The organism is Polaromonas sp. CG_9.11 (assembly GCF_015752225.1).
In the GTDB taxonomy this organism is placed as follows: domain Bacteria; phylum Pseudomonadota; class Gammaproteobacteria; order Burkholderiales; family Burkholderiaceae_C; genus Polaromonas.
This window is the reverse complement of sequence record NZ_JADOVE010000008.1, coordinates 42,989-59,524: the sequence shown is the minus strand read 5'-3', so window position 1 is coordinate 59,524 and position 16,536 is coordinate 42,989. Positions and strand designations below refer to the sequence as shown.

15 protein-coding genes are annotated in these 16,536 nt (G+C 62.4%); 7 read left to right on the top strand and 8 right to left on the bottom strand.

What is annotated here, in order from left to right:
- Window positions 1–26: 26 nt before the first annotated feature.
- From IWX85_RS08525 to IWX85_RS08500, 6 genes are all read right to left on the bottom strand, one after another.
- Window positions 27–4,076 (bottom strand): translocation/assembly module TamB domain-containing protein, encoded by a 4,050-nt coding sequence (locus IWX85_RS08525; RefSeq protein WP_196869452.1) that lies wholly within the window; start codon window positions 4,074–4,076, stop codon window positions 27–29.
- Entirely contained in the window at window positions 4,076–5,920 is a 1,845-nt protein-coding gene (locus tag IWX85_RS08520) for an autotransporter assembly complex family protein (RefSeq protein WP_231379639.1), read from the bottom strand. Before IWX85_RS08520 ends, IWX85_RS08525 begins: the two co-directional genes overlap by 1 nt.
- 168 nt (window positions 5,921–6,088) lie before the next feature.
- Complete coding sequence (locus IWX85_RS08515) at window positions 6,089–7,312, bottom strand: VWA domain-containing protein (protein WP_196869451.1); 1,224 nt, start codon at window positions 7,310–7,312, stop codon at window positions 6,089–6,091.
- Window positions 7,306–7,926, bottom strand: coding sequence for a GNAT family N-acetyltransferase (locus IWX85_RS08510; RefSeq protein ID WP_196869450.1), 621 nt, complete (start codon window positions 7,924–7,926; stop codon window positions 7,306–7,308). Before IWX85_RS08510 ends, IWX85_RS08515 begins: the two co-directional genes overlap by 7 nt.
- A gap of 105 nt (window positions 7,927–8,031) precedes the next feature.
- Window positions 8,032–8,265: a hypothetical protein gene (locus tag IWX85_RS08505; protein ID WP_036805983.1), complete on the bottom strand. Its 234-nt coding sequence runs from the start codon at window positions 8,263–8,265 to the stop codon at window positions 8,032–8,034.
- A gap of 16 nt (window positions 8,266–8,281) precedes the next feature.
- Window positions 8,282–9,124, bottom strand: a complete 843-nt coding sequence (locus tag IWX85_RS08500; protein ID WP_036805979.1) for a MoxR family ATPase — start codon at window positions 9,122–9,124, stop codon at window positions 8,282–8,284.
- 133 nt (window positions 9,125–9,257) lie between these two features.
- On the opposite strand from IWX85_RS08500, the gene IWX85_RS08495 reads away from it, so the two are divergent.
- Window positions 9,258–9,935 carry a cytochrome c gene (locus IWX85_RS08495; protein ID WP_196869449.1) on the top strand — a complete coding sequence of 226 codons (678 nt, stop codon included), beginning with the start codon at window positions 9,258–9,260 and terminating at the stop codon, window positions 9,933–9,935.
- Window positions 9,936–10,023: 88 nt separating this feature from the next.
- On the opposite strand, the gene IWX85_RS08490 is transcribed toward IWX85_RS08495, so the two are convergent.
- On the bottom strand, window positions 10,024–10,458 hold the full coding sequence (locus tag IWX85_RS08490; protein WP_036805973.1) for a DUF1841 family protein: 435 nt from the start codon (window positions 10,456–10,458) through the stop codon (window positions 10,024–10,026).
- A 199-nt stretch (window positions 10,459–10,657) separates the two neighbouring features.
- Between IWX85_RS08490 and IWX85_RS08485 the strand changes: the two genes are divergently transcribed.
- A complete protein-coding gene (locus IWX85_RS08485; RefSeq protein ID WP_036805970.1) occupies window positions 10,658–10,879 on the top strand; it encodes a hypothetical protein in 222 nt (73 codons plus the stop codon).
- A gap of 58 nt (window positions 10,880–10,937) precedes the next feature.
- Here IWX85_RS08485 and IWX85_RS08480 read toward each other — a convergent pair whose 3' ends face one another.
- Complete coding sequence (locus IWX85_RS08480; protein ID WP_036805967.1) at window positions 10,938–11,774, bottom strand: IclR family transcriptional regulator C-terminal domain-containing protein; 837 nt, start codon at window positions 11,772–11,774, stop codon at window positions 10,938–10,940.
- Window positions 11,775–11,910: 136 nt separating this feature from the next.
- Between IWX85_RS08480 and IWX85_RS08475 the strand changes: the two genes are divergently transcribed.
- From IWX85_RS08475 to IWX85_RS08455, 5 genes are all read left to right on the top strand, one after another.
- Window positions 11,911–12,630, top strand: coding sequence for a 3-oxoacid CoA-transferase subunit A (locus IWX85_RS08475; protein WP_196869448.1), 720 nt, complete (start codon window positions 11,911–11,913; stop codon window positions 12,628–12,630).
- A 9-nt stretch (window positions 12,631–12,639) separates the two neighbouring features.
- On the top strand, window positions 12,640–13,293 hold the full coding sequence (locus IWX85_RS08470) for a 3-oxoacid CoA-transferase subunit B (RefSeq protein WP_196869447.1): 654 nt from the start codon (window positions 12,640–12,642) through the stop codon (window positions 13,291–13,293).
- Window positions 13,294–13,355: 62 nt separating this feature from the next.
- Window positions 13,356–14,558: a 3-oxoadipyl-CoA thiolase gene (gene pcaF / locus IWX85_RS08465; RefSeq protein ID WP_196869512.1), complete on the top strand. Its 1,203-nt coding sequence runs from the start codon at window positions 13,356–13,358 to the stop codon at window positions 14,556–14,558.
- A gap of 5 nt (window positions 14,559–14,563) precedes the next feature.
- Window positions 14,564–15,298 carry an SDR family NAD(P)-dependent oxidoreductase gene (locus tag IWX85_RS08460; protein WP_036812478.1) on the top strand — a complete coding sequence of 245 codons (735 nt, stop codon included), beginning with the start codon at window positions 14,564–14,566 and terminating at the stop codon, window positions 15,296–15,298.
- 145 nt (window positions 15,299–15,443) lie between these two features.
- The gene (locus tag IWX85_RS08455) at window positions 15,444–16,463 is read left to right on the top strand and encodes a tripartite tricarboxylate transporter substrate binding protein (RefSeq protein WP_036805960.1); all 1,020 of its coding nucleotides are present in this window, start codon (window positions 15,444–15,446) and stop codon (window positions 16,461–16,463) included.
- Window positions 16,464–16,536 lie beyond the last annotated feature (73 nt).

Here is a 16,536-nt window from a genome sequence, read left to right as displayed (position 1 = left end):
CGGTTGAAATGCCGGCGGTTATCGCATCAGTCGTAGGGAATGGTAAAAATCAGGTCCACCGCGCTTTGCTGGCCAGCTTGGGCGCGGATCGTGAAGCGCTGCGACAGATCGTAAAAAACAAACAGTGTTCCGAGTGCGCCAGAAATGCTGCGTTCGTACGCCGCGTAAAAATTGCGTGAAAATCGTTTGCCCAGTGTGACGGCGCCACCGGAGGCCGTGCCGTCCGCGTTGCTCGATGCGCCCCGAAACGACAACTCGTCCAGACCCAGCGATGCGGCCAGACCACCGGACATGCCGCCACTTTTGCTGCCCAACAGCGCCAGCGCGGCCTGCTGCAGCAGGGCTGCTTCAGCACCGCCCGAAGCCGAGGCCCTTCCCACGACCAGCCATGACAGCTTTTCCGCGTCCGGCAATTCGGGTTGCGCATACAACCTAACGCTGGGCAGAAGAGCCGTGCCGGTGATTTGCACGCCAACACGCTGTGTCAGGTTGGGGCGAACGGCCAGGATGTCGAGCGTCGGGTTGTCAATCGCCCCGGTGAAGCGGATCAGGCCCTGTTCGACATCCAGCCGCTGGCCATAGGCGCGGTATTGCCCGCCAGCGGTCCTGACGGTGCCCAGCAGGCGCGGACCGGTCAGCGAGTTGCCGCTGAGCGTCAGCGTGCCTCGAATCCGCGTGTCAATGCCCTTGCCCTGAATCTGGAAATCGCGTCCCAGGTCGATCTCTACGGCCAGCTTGAGTGGCCGTGGCGCCTTGTCGATGGTCTGGGTGCTGGTCTTCTCGGGGGCCTTCCGGCCTGCCGCCGCACCGCTGGTGGTACGCACCACCACGTCATCGCCCAATTGTGGCGTGCCTTCTTCGGGCAGCAGGATGCGCGCCTGGTCGATGAGCAGCTTGCCCGTGAGTTCAGCCTCGTCCCCCTTGAGTCTGGCCTGGACATCACCCGACACCGTCACTTGACGGTCGGTGCGGATGCTGGCGCGCAGCCGCTGCAACTTGGCATCAAGCTGCACCTGCGGCTTCCCGTCGATCCAGCCTGCTTCGCCCTGGGCAGTCAGGCTGCCGCCAGTGCCTTTTTCGCCTGCGCCCTGAAGGGTGAATTCGTCGATGCGCATGCGGGTGCCGTCGAGCCGGGCGCGCAGGCGGCCATTGCCGAATTCGATGCCATCGACGACCGAACGCAATGCCAGGTCATTGGCCTGCAAATCGCCCGCCAGGCTGGGGGCAGCACGTGTTCCGCCGATGGTGACATCCGCCCCGAGCGAGCCGCGCAGGCGCCAGCCGGGCGGCGCCAGCAAGGACCAGACGCCGATGCGCGGCAGTTGCGCCTTGATTTGGCCGTTCAGTGGCGCATCTTCCGGCCAGAGCCATCCGCCGATGGCGCCTTGCCCGTCGGCAGCGCGAGCCAGCCGTGTCCTGAGCTGGCCGCTGGCCGTGCCGGCGCGTTCGCTGTCCCAGACCAATGCAAGGCTCAAGGCGTCGCCTGCGGTTTCCAGCGAAAGACGGGCTTGCTTGATGCCAGCTGCCACGCGCGCCGAATTGCCTTGCACGCCTTCGGCCTGCACGGTGATGTCGCCGCTGCTGCGCGCCAAGCTGGCCTTGAGTTGCAGGGTGTCGCCGAGCACGGCATCCCATTGACCGTTGAACACCAGGCTGCCGCCCAAGCCAGCGCCCTTCATCTGTGGACCGGCGAGCAATTCAACCCAGGCCATTGGCAGGCCTGTGATTTTTCCAGCAGTCACGAGTTCGCCGGATCGCCAGCGCACGGGTTGCCAGGACAGTGTGGCCTGTGATGGCGCAGCGCTTGATGCATTGGTGGATGGCGCAGTCAACAGCGCTTCGCCAGCGCCACTTTCAAAGGCGCCGCCATTGCGCGTGGGTGTCCACCTGAGCGGCAGCGGACCGCGCGTGGCCAGCCGCCAGGCACCGGCGCCCAGGGCGGGGTCGTCAACGCTCAGGCTCAGTTGCCTGACCACGGCTTGCCAGGGCACCTCGTTCAGCCCGGCATTGGCGTTGCCCGCCGTTTGCACGCGCCCGCCATCGCCTGCCAGTTGCAGTGCGTATCGGCGCTGGTCGATTTCAACGCGGCCCTGCGCTTGCAGTTGCGCCTGGCTCAGGCGGCCGGAAAGCGTAGCCCGCAGTTCACGGATTTTCAACAGACTAGCGCCGGTTGCGGTGACCGCAACCGGCGCTGTGGGCATTGCTGTAGTGATTTTTCCCTGTGTCAGGGCCTCGGGTGTGGCCGCGATCCAGTCGAGCGACGGGACTTCCAGCGTTGCCTGCACGGCAGGGGTCTGCCAGCCGCCTTGCCAGCGGGCCAGAAGCCCGGCGTTGCCGCTGGCCGATGCGTTCAATACCGCAGCTGGCATGCCGGGAAGTTTTTGCAGCCAGCGCAAGGCCTGCGCTGTATCGCCAGCCCGCAGTTGCAATTCGCCGTCGCCGCTGGTGGGCCGCAAGGCACCATTGAACCGGGCGCTCAGACCAGGAGCGGTCAGGTCCAGCGCACCCTGAACCCCTTTTCCTGCAGGCTGGACTTCGAGCTGGCCCTTCAGCTCGGCATCGTCGGTGTGGACCTGAAGCGCCGACAGCGCCAGCGTGCCGCCGGCTTGCTGTGCGTTCCAGGTGCCAGTGGCGCTGGCATCACGCAGGCGCAACTGCCGCAAAAAGTTATTCTGGCCGGAATGTGTCCGGGGCGCTGGCCTGCTGCCGGACGCGTTTGTGCCTGAAGCGGTCTGCACGCTGGCATCGAACCGCAGGCTGGCGCCCTGGCCGCTGGCTTCGGCCTTGCCGTCCAGCGGCAGGGGGGCCAGCTGGGTGTGCAGCTGTGCCGGGTTGATGCGCTTGAGCGTGGCATTGACTTTCCAAATTGGTTCGGACATGGTCGGGGCCGCCGCTGCGTTTTCGCCAGCGGGCGGGGGCGGGGTCCATTGGCCGCTGGCGAGCAGTTCGCCGCCAGCCAGTTGCGCCTTGAGGCTACGCACTAGGGCCGCGCCATTGCGCCATTCGCCCTGGGTGTCCAGTTGCTCCAGCGGCAGGCGTTGCTGGTCCCAGGGGCCTGGCAGGGCGTTGACGAGTTTCAGCTGCAGGGCCCAGGCCTGCAGTGCGGCAGTTGGAGCGGCAGGGGTATTGTCTTCAAGCGGCCTGACACTGCCGCTGCCGGTGAGCCGGGTTTTCGGCATGTCTGGAAACAGGGCTGCGATGTCCAGGTCGCGGAAGGTGGCATCGGCTTGCGGCAAGGGCTGCGCCGCCCAGGGCATGACGCGAGCGGTCGCACTCGCCTGGGGCTGTTCGGTTGGTTTTTGTGCACCGGCAGCCGGTGGGATGACTTGCAGTTCGGCCTTGACCAGCAATTCTGTGAGGGGTCCGTTGGCGGTCGTCTGGAATGTCAGCGGCACCGATGCTGCACCATTGGGAATGGCCGCATCCAGCGTGCCGGACAGGCTTGCATCGAGCGTCAGCGGGACGGCGGCCGTGAGTGAGGCGCGTCCGCTGTAGCGACCCTTGGCGATGCTCACGCTTTTCAGGTCAAGTTGATGTAGCAGGCCGGTGTAGAGATAGCTCCCCGCAATCGCGGAGGCCGTGAAGGCGGTCTTTCCTGCAAACCGAAACTGGCCCAGCGAGAATTCGTCCAGCGCAATCCGTAAGGGAAGGCCCAGCGCGTTGGGCGGTGTATTCGGCGTAGGGGTTGGGGCGCGCAGGTCAGTGACCTCAACGCTGGCAGCGGCAAGGCGGTCGAGCTTGAGCGTTCCCTCAAGCAAGGACCAAGCCTGCCAGGCCAGGCTGACATCGCGTGCATCGACGGTAATGCCGTCTTGCTGCCAGTGCAACTGGTCAATATGCCCGCCAGCCCGCAAGGAGCCTGTTGCCTCTCCGAAGGTCAGCGGCTGGGATTGGCTGACCCAGCGCAGGCCCTTGGCCAGCGAGCCTTCGGTGCCCGCCCACCACCACAGCACACCCGTCGTGCCAACAGCCAGCGCTACCACGCCCGCGGCTGTCCAGGCAGCCCTTGTCAGCCATCGCCTCGCTGGCTGGGCGGCAATGGCGGACTCGCCTTTGGGGGTGTTGGGTGCAGCCATCAGAAAACGAACCCGACGCTGATGTGCAGACGTGCCTGTTTGACCTTCAGACCGTAGGCCAGGTCAATCTGCAGGGGGCCGATCGGGCTTTTCCAGCGAACACCGGTTCCGACACCGAAGGACGGCCGCAGGTCTTGCGGCTTGTCAGCCACTGCGCCGGCGTCAACAAACACCGTGTGTTCAAACTCGCTGGACCGGCCCCGGAGCGTGATGGGTCGTTGCCACTCGACGCTGCCGACAGCCAGGTATCGGCCCGGGCCAATCGCGCCGTTGGCCAGTGCAATGCCAATGTCGCGGTAGCCGTAGCCCCGCACCGTGTTGTCGCCGCCGGTGCGAAACAGCTGGGTGGCCGGTATATTCGCAGTGTCCTTGACCAGTACCGCACCAGCTTCCGCCCGCATCGCGATCCGGCCGCTTTCCAATGGCTTGATTCCCATCCATCGGCCCACTGTGCGTGTAAACGGCTGGCGGTCCTGACCCAGCGTGGTTCCGGCTCCCAGTTCAACGCCCAGGGCATAGCCCCGGCTGGGAAAAGGCAGGCTGTCAAAGTAGCGGCCGGTCCAGACGTAGTTGGCCGTCAGCGCCGAGCCGTCGCCGGTAGCGGCCGCTGAATTGCCCAGCAGCCCTGCGCCTTGCACGCTGGCCCGGTCGTATTGCAGATATATGTTGCGGTCAATCCGGTCGCCAATTTGCGAGCGGCCAAATCGCAGGCGCTGCGCCTGGGTGATCAACTCCTCGTCATTGATGCGCTCGGCACGCGCCAGAACGCCCCAGCGCCAGTTGGCTTCGTCTGGAATGGACGTCCATTCGGTCTGGGCAAACGGCGATTTTTTTTCCAGCTGGAGCTTGGTCACGGCGCGCCAGCCCGTGCCGGGTACCCGCAGATGCGTGTGCTCCACCGAGGCGCGCGGCCCGCTGTCAGTGGTCACGCCAACGCCCACAATGATTTTTTGCAGCTTGGCTTCGCGCACCTGCACCTGCACGGGAACCGCCAGCGGGTCGTTGTCGGGATTGATGAAAACATAGGCCGAATCAAAGTAGCCGCTGGACGCCAGGCGCAACTGTGCTTGGACGAGCCGGTTCAGGTCATACACCTCTCCCTCGTTCAGCCGCGCCAGACGGGGTACCAGCACCGGGTCATAGCGCTCCACGCCGCTGACCTGCATCGGTCCAAGCCGGTACAGCGGGCCGGAATCCAGGTTGACTGTCAGGCTGGCGCGCCGCGCCGGGGCATCCACGTCGGCCAGGCTGCCAGCCAGCCTGCCTGCCGGATAACGGCGGGCGACCAGTTGACGCAAAGCCTGGGTTTTGGCGCTGCTCCAGCCATCCTGGGTGAAACGCAGACCGGTTGGCAAGCGCCAGTCGCGCTCGATTGAAGTGCGCTGCGCCATCGCGTCGGTGTCAGGCGAGCCGGCAATGTCACCCGCAAAAGTGATGGCAACCGGACCAATCTGTGTGGCTTCACCGGGGTCAACGGCAACCACGATAACGGGATGCTCATTCATGCCGCCTTCGCGCGTGATGCGGATGTCGGGGCTGAAGTAGCCCAGCGTACCCACCAGGTTGCGGACATTGCGTTCGGCCAGCACGATCAGGCGCGCCAGCTCGGCCTCGTCCAGATCGGTGACGGCACGGTAGCGCTGCAGTTCAAGGTGCTTTTCAACCATTTCGCGAACTTCTGACGGAGCGCGAACCGATATGTCAAAAGCAGTCACTTCGGGCTCGGCGCTGGTCGGGCCGACAGCGCCTTGCGGTGTGACCTCGGGTTCGACTGTTTCGGGCGGAGGTTCAGGCGCAGGCGCAGTTTGCTGGACGCTGGAAGGCGGTGTGGATGAAGAAGACATCGACGGGCCTTCTGGTGGCGCAGTTTGTGCACTGGCAGCAGACACAAGGAACAGCGCCGTCAGGGCAAAAGAAGAGAGCGCAACACGGGCAGGAATTGGAGTTGCATCAATGGCCGTTCGCGCGCAGTGGGTACTGGGATGGATCACGAGCCCGAGTTTACGTTGACATTATTTTGAGAGCAGGCGAATGGCTTCTTCCAGTCCTTTGAGGGTCAGGGGATACATGCGCTGGCCCATCAGTTGCTGGATCACGCTGATGCTCTGGCGGTATTGCCAGATGCCCTGCGGCTCCGGGTTGATCCAGGCAAATTTCGGAAAGGCGTTGGTCAGCCGCTGCAGCCATTCGGCGCCGGCTTCCTCATTGTTGTATTCCACACTGCCACCAGCCTGCAGGATTTCGTAAGGGCTCATGGTCGCATCGCCGACGAAGATCAGTTTGTAGTCCTTGTTGTACTTGCGGATGATGTCCCAGGTGGAGAACTTCTCGGCAAAACGGCGGCGGTTGTTCTTCCACATGAAGTCATAAACGCAGTTGTGGAAATAATAGAACTCCAGGTGCTTGAACTCTGCCTTGACGGCGGAGAACATTTCCTCCACCCGGTGGATGTGGTCGTCCATGGTGCCGCCGACGTCCATCAGCAGCAGCACCTTCACGTTGTTGTGGCGCTCGGGCACCATCTTGATGTCCAGCCAGCCGGCGTTCGCGGCGGTGCTTCGAATGGTGTCATCCAGGTCCAGCTCTTCCTGGTTGCCTTGGCGGGCGAATTTGCGCAGGCGGCGCAACGCGACCTTGATATTGCGCGTGCCCAGTTCCTGCGTGTCGTCGTAGTCCTTGTAGGCGCGCTGGTCCCAGACCTTGACGGCGCTTCGGTTGCGGCTTTTTTCCTGGCCTATGCGAATGCCTTGCGGGTTGAAGCCGTTGGCGCCGAAGGGCGAGGTGCCGCCGGTCCCTATCCACTTGCTGCCGCCCTCGTGGCGTTCTTTTTGCTCTTCAAACCGCTTTTTGAGTGTTTCCATGAGCTCGTCCCAGCCCATTTTTTCAATCTTTGCCTTGTCCTCCGGGCTGAGTTCAAGCTCAAGGTTTTTGCGCAGCCATTCGAGCGGAATGTCCTTGGTGAAGTCGGCAATCATCTCCACGCCCTTGAAATAGCTGGCGAAGGCGCGGTCAAACTTGTCGTAGTGTTTTTCGTCCTTTACCAGCACGGTGCGACTCAGGTAATAGAAATCGTCAATTTTGTAGGCGCTCTCGCTAATCTCGCCATCGGGTCCGTCGGCCTTGCCGCTGTTGGGGCCGACCACGCCGGCCTGCAGCGCTTCGAGAAGCATCAGGAATTCCTTGACCGAAACCGGCAGCTTGGCCGAGCGCAAGGTATAGAAAAAATCGATCAGCATGGTGTATTTGACATTCGGTCGCGTGGTTTGCCAAGTTGATGCAACAGGTGCGCCTTGACGGTGGGCCACTCGCTGGCAATGATGCTGAACACCACGGTGTCCCGCAACGTGCCGTTGGGCGAGATTTGGTGGTTGCGCAGCACGCCGTCCTGCTTGGCACCCAGGCGGGCAATGGCCGCCCGGCTGTCGAAATTGAACCAGTGGGTGCGAAATTCCACCGCAATGCAGTTCAGCTTTTCAAAGGCGTGCTTGAGCAACAGCAGCTTTGCCTCGGTGTTCGATCCGGTTCGCTGAACGCTTTGGCTGTACCAGGTATGACCAATTTCCAGCCGGCGGTTCTTCGGGTCCACCTGAAAGAAGCGGGTGGAACCGACAATTTTTTGGTCCGATTTGCGGCGCACGATAAACGGCAAGGCGCCGGACTCGTCGCGCATTTTCAGGGCGTCGTTCATGTAGCCGATCACGGCGTCCGGGCTGGCAATGGCTGTGTACCAGAGCTTCCAGAGTTCCCCGTCCCTGGCTGCCTCCAGCAGTCCGGACTCATGCCTGCTTTCCAGCGGCTCCAGGAGCACCCACTGTCGTCCGGTCAGGGTGATGGGTTCAATGAATCGCATGCAATTCAAGTCCTTTCGCTTGACGATGGTTTCTTTCGGCAACTACCAGGGACTGAACAATGCAGCTTCGCCCTGAACAGGGCAGGGATGCCATGTCCAGCTGGTTCACTGGCTTTCATCGCGCTTTTGCGCCAGCGTGGCACGCCAGCGCCGCGCCAGCTGAAGGCCCAGACCGCCGCCCAGCCCGACCAGCAAGATGGCGCCAATGGTGCTGTTGCCGTAGCCTGGCGAAAAAATGTCCAGGCCCAGCAGATGCCCGGCCCAGAAGCCCAGCAGCGCGCCGCCCAGAAAACCCATGGCATCGGACAGGCCTTCTATCCACAACGATCGCTGGTTCATGCAGGTGCTTTCACGGTTAACGGTTGTTGCGCTGCATGAATACCAGCTTTTCGAACAGTGTCACGTCCTGTTCGTTCTTGAGCAGCGCGCCGAGAAGCGGCGGTACTGAGACTTTCTGGTCGCTGCTTTGCAGCGCTTCAAGCGGAATGTCTTCGGCCACCAGCAGCTTGAGCCAGTCGAGCAGTTCGCTGGTGGACGGTTTCTTTTTTAAGCCGGGCAGGTTGCGCACGTCGTAAAACGTTTTCATCGCAGCGGCCAGCAGTTCTTTTTTGAGCGTCGGGAAATGCACGTCCACGATTTGCTTCATGGTGTCGGCATCAGGGAACTTGATGTAATGGAAAAAACAGCGGCGCAGGAAGGCGTCCGGCAATTCCTTCTCATTGTTCGAGGTGATGAACACCAGCGGCCGGTGTTTGGCCTTGATCAGCTCGCGCGTCTCGTAGACATAAAACTCCATGCGGTCAATTTCGCGCAGCAGGTCGTTGGGGAATTCGATGTCGGCCTTGTCGATTTCATCAATCAGCAGGGCTACCGGCTCGTCTGCAGTGAACGCCTGCCACAGCACGCCCTTGACGATGTAGTTGTGGATGTCCTTGACCTTTTCATCGCCGAGTTGCGAATCGCGCAGGCGCGAAACGGCATCGTATTCATACAGCCCCTGCTGTGCCTTGGTGGTGGACTTGATGTGCCACTGGAGCAGCGGAAGATTCAAGGCCTGGGCTACTTCCTCAGCCAGCATGGTCTTGCCAGTACCCGGTTCGCCCTTGACCAGCAGCGGCCGGGTCAGCGTCGATGCGGCATTCACCGCGAGCATCAGGTCCGGCGTGGCAACGTAGTTTTTTGAGCCTTGAAATTTCATGGGTTTTGCGATGAACGTATTGACATGGATGGGGTGTTGGGTGAGATTATCGGCAACGGTCCGGATGCAGACAGGCCCAGATATAATCCACCGTTGTTTAAACGATGACTTTTCACCGGATTGTGCGCGCAAAATGAATAAGCTGTTCACCTCGATAGTTGCCTTGGCCCTCTCTTCAGTGACGGTCGCAAGCTTTGCCCAAGACATCAAGGGCGATGCCAACGCCGGCCAAACCAAGAACGCGATGTGCATTGGCTGCCACGGTATCAAGGGCTATCAGGCCTCCTTTCCCGAGGTTTACAAAGTGCCCATGATCTCGGGCCAGAGTGCCGGGTATCTCTCTTCTGCGCTGTATGAGTATAAAAAAGGCAGCCGCAAGCACCCCACCATGCGCGGCATTGCTGCCACCCTGACCGACCAGGATATTGCCGACCTGTCAGCCTATTACAGTGTGCATGGTTTGGTAGCCGATGCCCAGTTGCCTGACAAGCCCGCCAAAGAGGCCGGCGCAGAAGTTCAGGCGTTGCTGAACAAGGCCAATTGCGCCTCCTGCCACGGCGCCAATTTCAACAAGCCCATCGATCCTTCCTATCCCAAGATTGCCGGCCAGCATGCCGACTATTTGTACGTGGCGCTGAAGGCCTACAAGTCAGACAACGGCACCAATCCCAACGCCAAGGTTGGCCGCGCCCATCCGATCATGGGTGCCATGGCCAAGCAGTACACCAATGCCGAACTCAAAGCCATGTCCAACTACCTGTCATCCGTTCAGGGTGACCTGAAGGTGGTTCCCGAAAGCCGTTTTCGCTGATTCGGCGAACCGGCCGGGAAGTAATAAAGCCGCTGAACAAGCGGCTTTTTTGCGTGTGCATGGCGGACCGGCGGTAGCCTGACAGCGATCAATCTCGCGTGGCGTGACGCTGGACACACTCGATATAGGCTGCACCCTCGGGTGGTTGGCCTGAACGCTGGCTTTCCCAAACCATCCGGCCCAGGCATTCCATGGTTTCATGGTGCGCTTCATGCAGGGAATTGCGCCGGGCAGTCAGCAATTCGACCGCCTGGCGAATGCCACGCGGCTGGTCGATGGAACACTGCTCGCTGATCGAGAGGTGCATCGACAGGTGCAAAAAGGGATTGGTCTTGCCACCTTCCACGTCATACATTTTCTCAAGCGCAGCATCTGCGTCCTTGAAGTCGGCGTGGTGTTCAGGATGTTCATCCATCCATTGGCTTGCTATGGTTTCAATAGCTTCCAGCGGTTGTCTGGTCAGCGACTTGGCATAAACGGAGCAAAAAAACCGGCGAACATCGGCTTGGGAGGGCGTGTACATGGCAAGAGCGTATCACGTGGTCTCTTTCCTCGAACTGCCGGGTTTTTTGTCCTGAGCGGATGGTTACAGGCCCATCGGCAATTTACCGCTGGTAACGTCCTACAGACAAGTTCAAAGCAAGTCCTTACATTATTCGCAGGGTGGCGCAGTTCCGGGGCGGGGCCGCCCAAAGACCCACAAGCCCGGCAAGGAAAATTCGATGAACGCAGCGCGCATTGCAGGCATTATTTTGATCGTGGCCGGCCTGGCCGGATTTTTTACCGGCGGATTCAGTTTCACCCAGGACACGACCGCCGCCAAAATCGGTCCCATGGAACTGACGGTCACTGAAAAGAAAGCCGTCAACATTCCCCAGTGGCTCAGCTTGGGCGCCATCGCCCTGGGCGCCATCGTGCTGGTGATGGGTTCGCGTAAATCCTGAGACCTGCTCCAAATGCCTTTACAGGGAGCTTTCGGCTCCTGGCGCCAGGATCGGCGTCTCAGGTGCGCTGCAGGCTCAGCCTCTGGGAGATGCTCTGCGCCGCTTCCAGCAATGCGGGCAGCATCGTTTCCTGCATGACCTTGGCGCTGGTCCGGTTGGCCTGGCCGCTGATATTGAGCGCCGCCACCGTCTGGCCGGTTCTATCCGTAATGGCTGCCGCCATCGACACCAGACCCTCTTCCAGTTCCTGATTGACCATCGACCAGCCTTGCGTGCGCACCTGTGCGATTTTGGCGGCCAACTCGTTGATGTCGGTCACCGTGTAGCGGGTCCGCGCAGTGCGTTCTGACGCCTGCAGCACCCGCAGCATCTGATCCGGCGGCAAGGCCGACAGCAACATGCGGCCCATCGAGGTGCAGTAGGCTGGCAGCCGCGAACCGACGCCCAGGCCGATGCTCATGATCTTGTGGGTCGATACGCGCATGACGTAAACAATGTCGGTGCCGTCCAGCACCGCCGCCGAGCACGATTCCTTGACCCGGCCGGCCAGCGTTTCCATGAGGGGTTCAGCCAGGTTCCAGATCGGCAGCGACGACAGGTAGGCAAAACCCAGGTCCAGCATGCGCGCTGTCAGGCGAAACAGCTTGCCGTCGCTTTCCACATAACCCAGTGTTTGCAGCGTCAGCAAAATTCGCCGTGCGCCAGCGCGCGTCAGGCCGGTGCGCGCGGCCACTTCGGACAGGGTTTGCCGGGGCGACTGCGCACTGAAGGAGCGAATCACCTCCAGGCCGCGCGCAAAAGACTGCACATAGCTGTCGCCGGGCGCGGGTGACGCGCGCTTTGTCGCAGGCGCGACATCCGTGCTCGCAAGGGTTGGGGTTCTGGCAGTTGCCATGGCGGTTTAAATCTCCTAAAATTCATTATACGAACAGTTGTTCTTATTGCGAACAAATAAGACCATCATCTGGTTTTTTGCTTCATGGCCTTTGCCATGACTTCGCCAGATATTCCTGCCTTCTGGAGACCCATCAATGATCAACAAGATTGCCCGGTCGGTGGCCGATGCCCTCGCCGATGTCAAAGACGGCTCGACGGTATTGATTGGCGGCTTCGGCACCGCCGGCAACCCGACCGAACTGATTGACGGCCTGATCGCGCAGGGCGCCAAAGACCTGACCGTCGTCAACAACAACGCCGGCAATGGCGAGGCCGGCCTGGCCGCCCTGCTCAAGGCAGGACGCGTGCGCAAGATCATCTGCAGCTTTCCGCGACAGGCCGACAGCCAGGTATTTGATGGCCTGTACCGCAGCGGCCGCATCGAGCTCGAACTGGTGCCGCAGGGCAATCTGGCCGAACGCATCCGTGCGGCGGGGGCCGGTATCGGCGCCTTTTTCTGCCCGACGGGCTATGGCACCGAACTGGCCAAGGGCAAGGAAACGCGCGAGATCAACGGCAAGCATCACGTGCTCGAATACCCGATTCATGGCGATGTGGCCCTGATCAAGGCCGAGCAGGGCGACCGCTGGGGCAACCTGACCTACCGCATGTCGGCGCGCAATTTCGGACCGGTCATGGCCATGGCGTCCCGGCACACGGTGGCGACGGTGCATGAGATCGTCGAACTGGGCATGCTCGACCCCGAGAACATCGTGACGCCGGGCATCCATGTCAGCCAGGTGGTGCGCATCGCGCGTGTCGCCACCCAGGCGGGCGGCATCAAAATAAGTGCCAAATTGGCCTCTCGCGCATAAGGAATGGGCATGAATAGCTATCAAAAAAGAAGCAAGGAAGAATTGGCCAAACGCGTGGCGCAGGACATCCATGACGGCGCCTATGTCAACCTCGGCATCGGCATGCCGACGCTGGTGGCCAACCATATTCCGGCCGGGCGCGAGGTCATCCTGCAAAGCGAAAACGGCATTCTCGGCATGGGGCCGGCACCCGCTGCGGGCGATGAAGACTACGACCTCATCAACGCCGGCAAGCAGCCCGTCACGCTGCTGCCGGGCGGCGCCTATTTTCACCATGCCGACAGCTTCGCGATGATGCGCGGCGGCCACCTTGACATCTGCGTGCTGGGGGCGTTTCAGGTATCTAGCACAGGAGACCTGGCCAACTGGAGCACCGGCGAACCGGGCGCGATTCCGGCCGTCGGCGGCGCGATGGACCTGGCCGTCGGCGCCCGGCAAACCTGGGTCATGATGGATTTGCTGACCAAACAAGGCCAGAGCAAGGTGGTGGCGCAGTGCAGCTACCCGCTGACCGGTATCGCCTGCGTCAAGCGCATTTACACCGAACTGGCCACGCTGCAATGCACGCCGCAGGGCCTGCGCCTCATTGACAGGGTGGAGGGGCTGGCGCATGCCGAGCTTGAAAAGCTGATTGGCTTGCCGATCATGGCGCAGGCCGACTGAATTCAAAATTTTGCATCGAACTGACAACCTGACATCCAAAGAAAGAGACCCACCAAATGACCATGAACCAAGCCTTCATCTGCGACGCCATCCGCACCCCTTTCGGCCGCTACGGCGGTGCCCTGAGCAGCATCCGCACCGACGACCTGGGCGCGATTCCCATCCGGGCGCTGATGGCGCGCAACCCGAACGTGGACTGGCAGGCCGTGACCGACGTGATCTACGGCTGCGCCAACCAGGCCGGCGAGGACAACCGCAACGTCGCCCGCATGAGCGCGTTGCTGGCCGGCCTGCCGATTGAAGTGCCGGGCGCCACCCTCAACCGCCTGTGCGGCTCGGGGCTGGACGCGCTGGGCACCGCCGCGCGCGCCATCAAGTCCGGCGAAGCGGGGTTGATGATTGCCGGCGGCGTCGAAAGCATGAGCCGCGCGCCGTTCGTCATGCCCAAGGCCGAAAGCGCTTTTTCCCGTAGCAATGCCGTGTACGACACGACCATCGGCTGGCGTTTCGTCAACAAGCTGATGAAGGCGCAGTACGGCGTCGATTCCATGCCGGAAACGGCCGAGAACGTCGCCACCGACTTCGGCATTGAACGCGAAGCCCAGGACCGCATGGCCCTGGCCAGCCAGCTCAATGCCGTGGCCGCGCAAAAGGCCGGCCACCTGGCGCGCGAAATCGTGCCGGTCAGCGTGGCGCAGCGCAAGGGCGAGCCGGTCATCGTCAGCCAGGACGAACACCCGCGCGAAACCAGCCTCGAAGCGCTGGCCAAACTCAAGGGCGTGGTGCGTCCCGACGGCAGCGTGACCGCTGGCAATGCGTCGGGCGTGAACGATGGCGCCTGCGCCTTGCTGCTGGCCGATGAAGCCACGGCCAGCAAAAATGGCCTGGAGCCGCGTGCCCGCGTGGTCGGCATGGCAACAGCCGGCGTGGCGCCGCGCATCATGGGCTTTGGGCCGACGCCCGCGACGCTGAAGGTGCTGGCGCTGACCGGATTGACCCTTGACCAGATGGATGTGATCGAACTCAATGAAGCCTTCGCCGCGCAGGGCCTGGCCGTGCTGCGCGCATTGGGCTTGAAGGACGACGACGCCCGGGTCAACGCCTGGGGCGGCGCGATTGCGCTGGGCCATCCACTGGGCGCCAGCGGTGCGCGCCTGGCCATCACCGCGGTCAATCGCCTGCATGCCACGGGCGGGCGCTATGCGCTGTGCACCATGTGCATCGGCGTGGGGCAGGGCATTGCCGTGATCCTGGAAAAGGTTTGAACACCATGACTGCCGCCCTGGATGACGTCACGGTCGTCACCGGCGCCAGCTCCGGCATTGGCCGCGCCATTGCCGAAGCCCTGCTGGCCCAAGGCCGCAAGGTGGTGAACCTCGACCACGTGATGCCGGACTGGGAGCATGCGCAACTGGTGTCCTACCAGGCCGACTTGACGCAAGACGCGCCAACGCGCGAGCGTGCCGCCGAGATTGCTGCCCGACACCACGTCACCGCGCTGGTCAACAATGCCGGCGCCACGCGGCCCGGCACCATCGACACGGCCACGGCGGCCTCGCTGGACGACGTGGTCGGCCTGCACCTGCGCGCGCCCATGCTGCTGACACAGGCCTTTTTACCCAGCCTGCGCGCCTGCGGTCAGGGCCGCATCGTCAACATGTCCTCGCGCGCCGCCCTGGGCAAGGTGGACCGCATCGTGTATTCGGCGACCAAGGCCGGGATGATCGGCATGACGCGCACGCTGGCCATGGAACTCGGCCGTGACGGCATCACCGTCAATGCGATCGGTCCCGGGCCGATTGCCACCGAGTTGTTCCGCAAGAGCAACCCCGAAGGCGCGCCGCAGACGCAGCGCATCCTGGACAGCATTGCCGTTGGCCGCATGGGCACGGCGGGCGATGTGGCGCGCGCGGCGATGTTCTTTTTGTCGCCCGACAACGGTTTTGTCACCGGGCAGGTGCTGTACGTCTGCGGCGGCACCACGCTGGGTACGGCACCCCTCTGAGTTATTGCTACTGAATTAATAGCTAAAAGCGTATATGCATCCTGCGCGAAAAGCCAATTTGATGCTTAAAAGTCGTTGGCTGGCCACAACCCATGCGCTCCAGCCCACAGATTTCCAACAACCCTTTCTATCGAGGACTTTCTCCATGTCGCATTCATCTGATTTCAACCAGGCGTCACGCCGTCAATTCAGCCTCGGCGCGCTGGCGTCTGCGGCCCTGCTGGGCGCCGGCCTGCTGGCTGCCGTGCCCGCAGCGGCGCAGGCGGCCTACCCGAACAAGACCCTCACCATCATCGTGCCCTTCGCCGCCGGTGGCACCACCGACATCCTGGCGCGCATCGTCGCCCAGGGCTTGACCGCAGAACTCGGCCAAACCGTGATTGTTGACAACCGCGCTGGTGCAGGCGGCAACATCGGTGGCCAGGCCGCGGCCCGGGCGGCGGCTGACGGCTACACGCTGTTCATGGGAACCGTCGGCACGCATGCCATCAATGCGGCGCTGTACAAAAAGATGCCCTTCGATCCGGTCAAGGACTTTGCGCCCTTGACCCGCGTGGCCAATGTGCCCAACCTGCTGGTCGCCAACCCGAAGCAGCCCTTCAAGACCGTCAAGGAACTGATTGCCTTTGCCAAGGCGCATCCGGGCCAGCTGAACTTTGCATCGGCGGGCAACGGCAGTTCCATCCACCTGTCGGGCGAGCTGTTCAAGTCGATGACCCACGTCGACATGCAGCACGTTCCCTACAAGGGCAGCGCGCCGGCCGTAACCGATTTGCTGGGCAACCAGGTCGGCATCATGTTCGACAACATGCCCTCGGCGATCCAGCATGTGCGTTCGGGCAAGCTGCGCGCCATCGCCGTGACCACGGCCAAACGTTCGCCGGAACTGCCGGACGTGCCGACCATCGCCGAAGCCGGCGTACCCGGTTACGAGGCCACCTCGTGGTTCGGCATGTTTGCGCCGGCTGCCACGCCGCCCGCCGTCATCACCACGCTCAACGCGGCCATCGTCAAGGTGCTGGCCAAGCCGGACGTCAAAAAGCAGATCAATGACCAGGGCGCCGAGGTCTACACCGAAACGCCGGCGCAGTTTGCCGACTTCATCCAGAAGGAATCGGCCAAGTGGAGCAAGGTGGTCAAGGATTCCGGCGCCAGCATGGATTGAGCGACTGGATCTTGACCGGTGGAATGCGGCGCTTGCGCCGTGTCGATCCAGGGCGCGACGGCACGCTGGATGC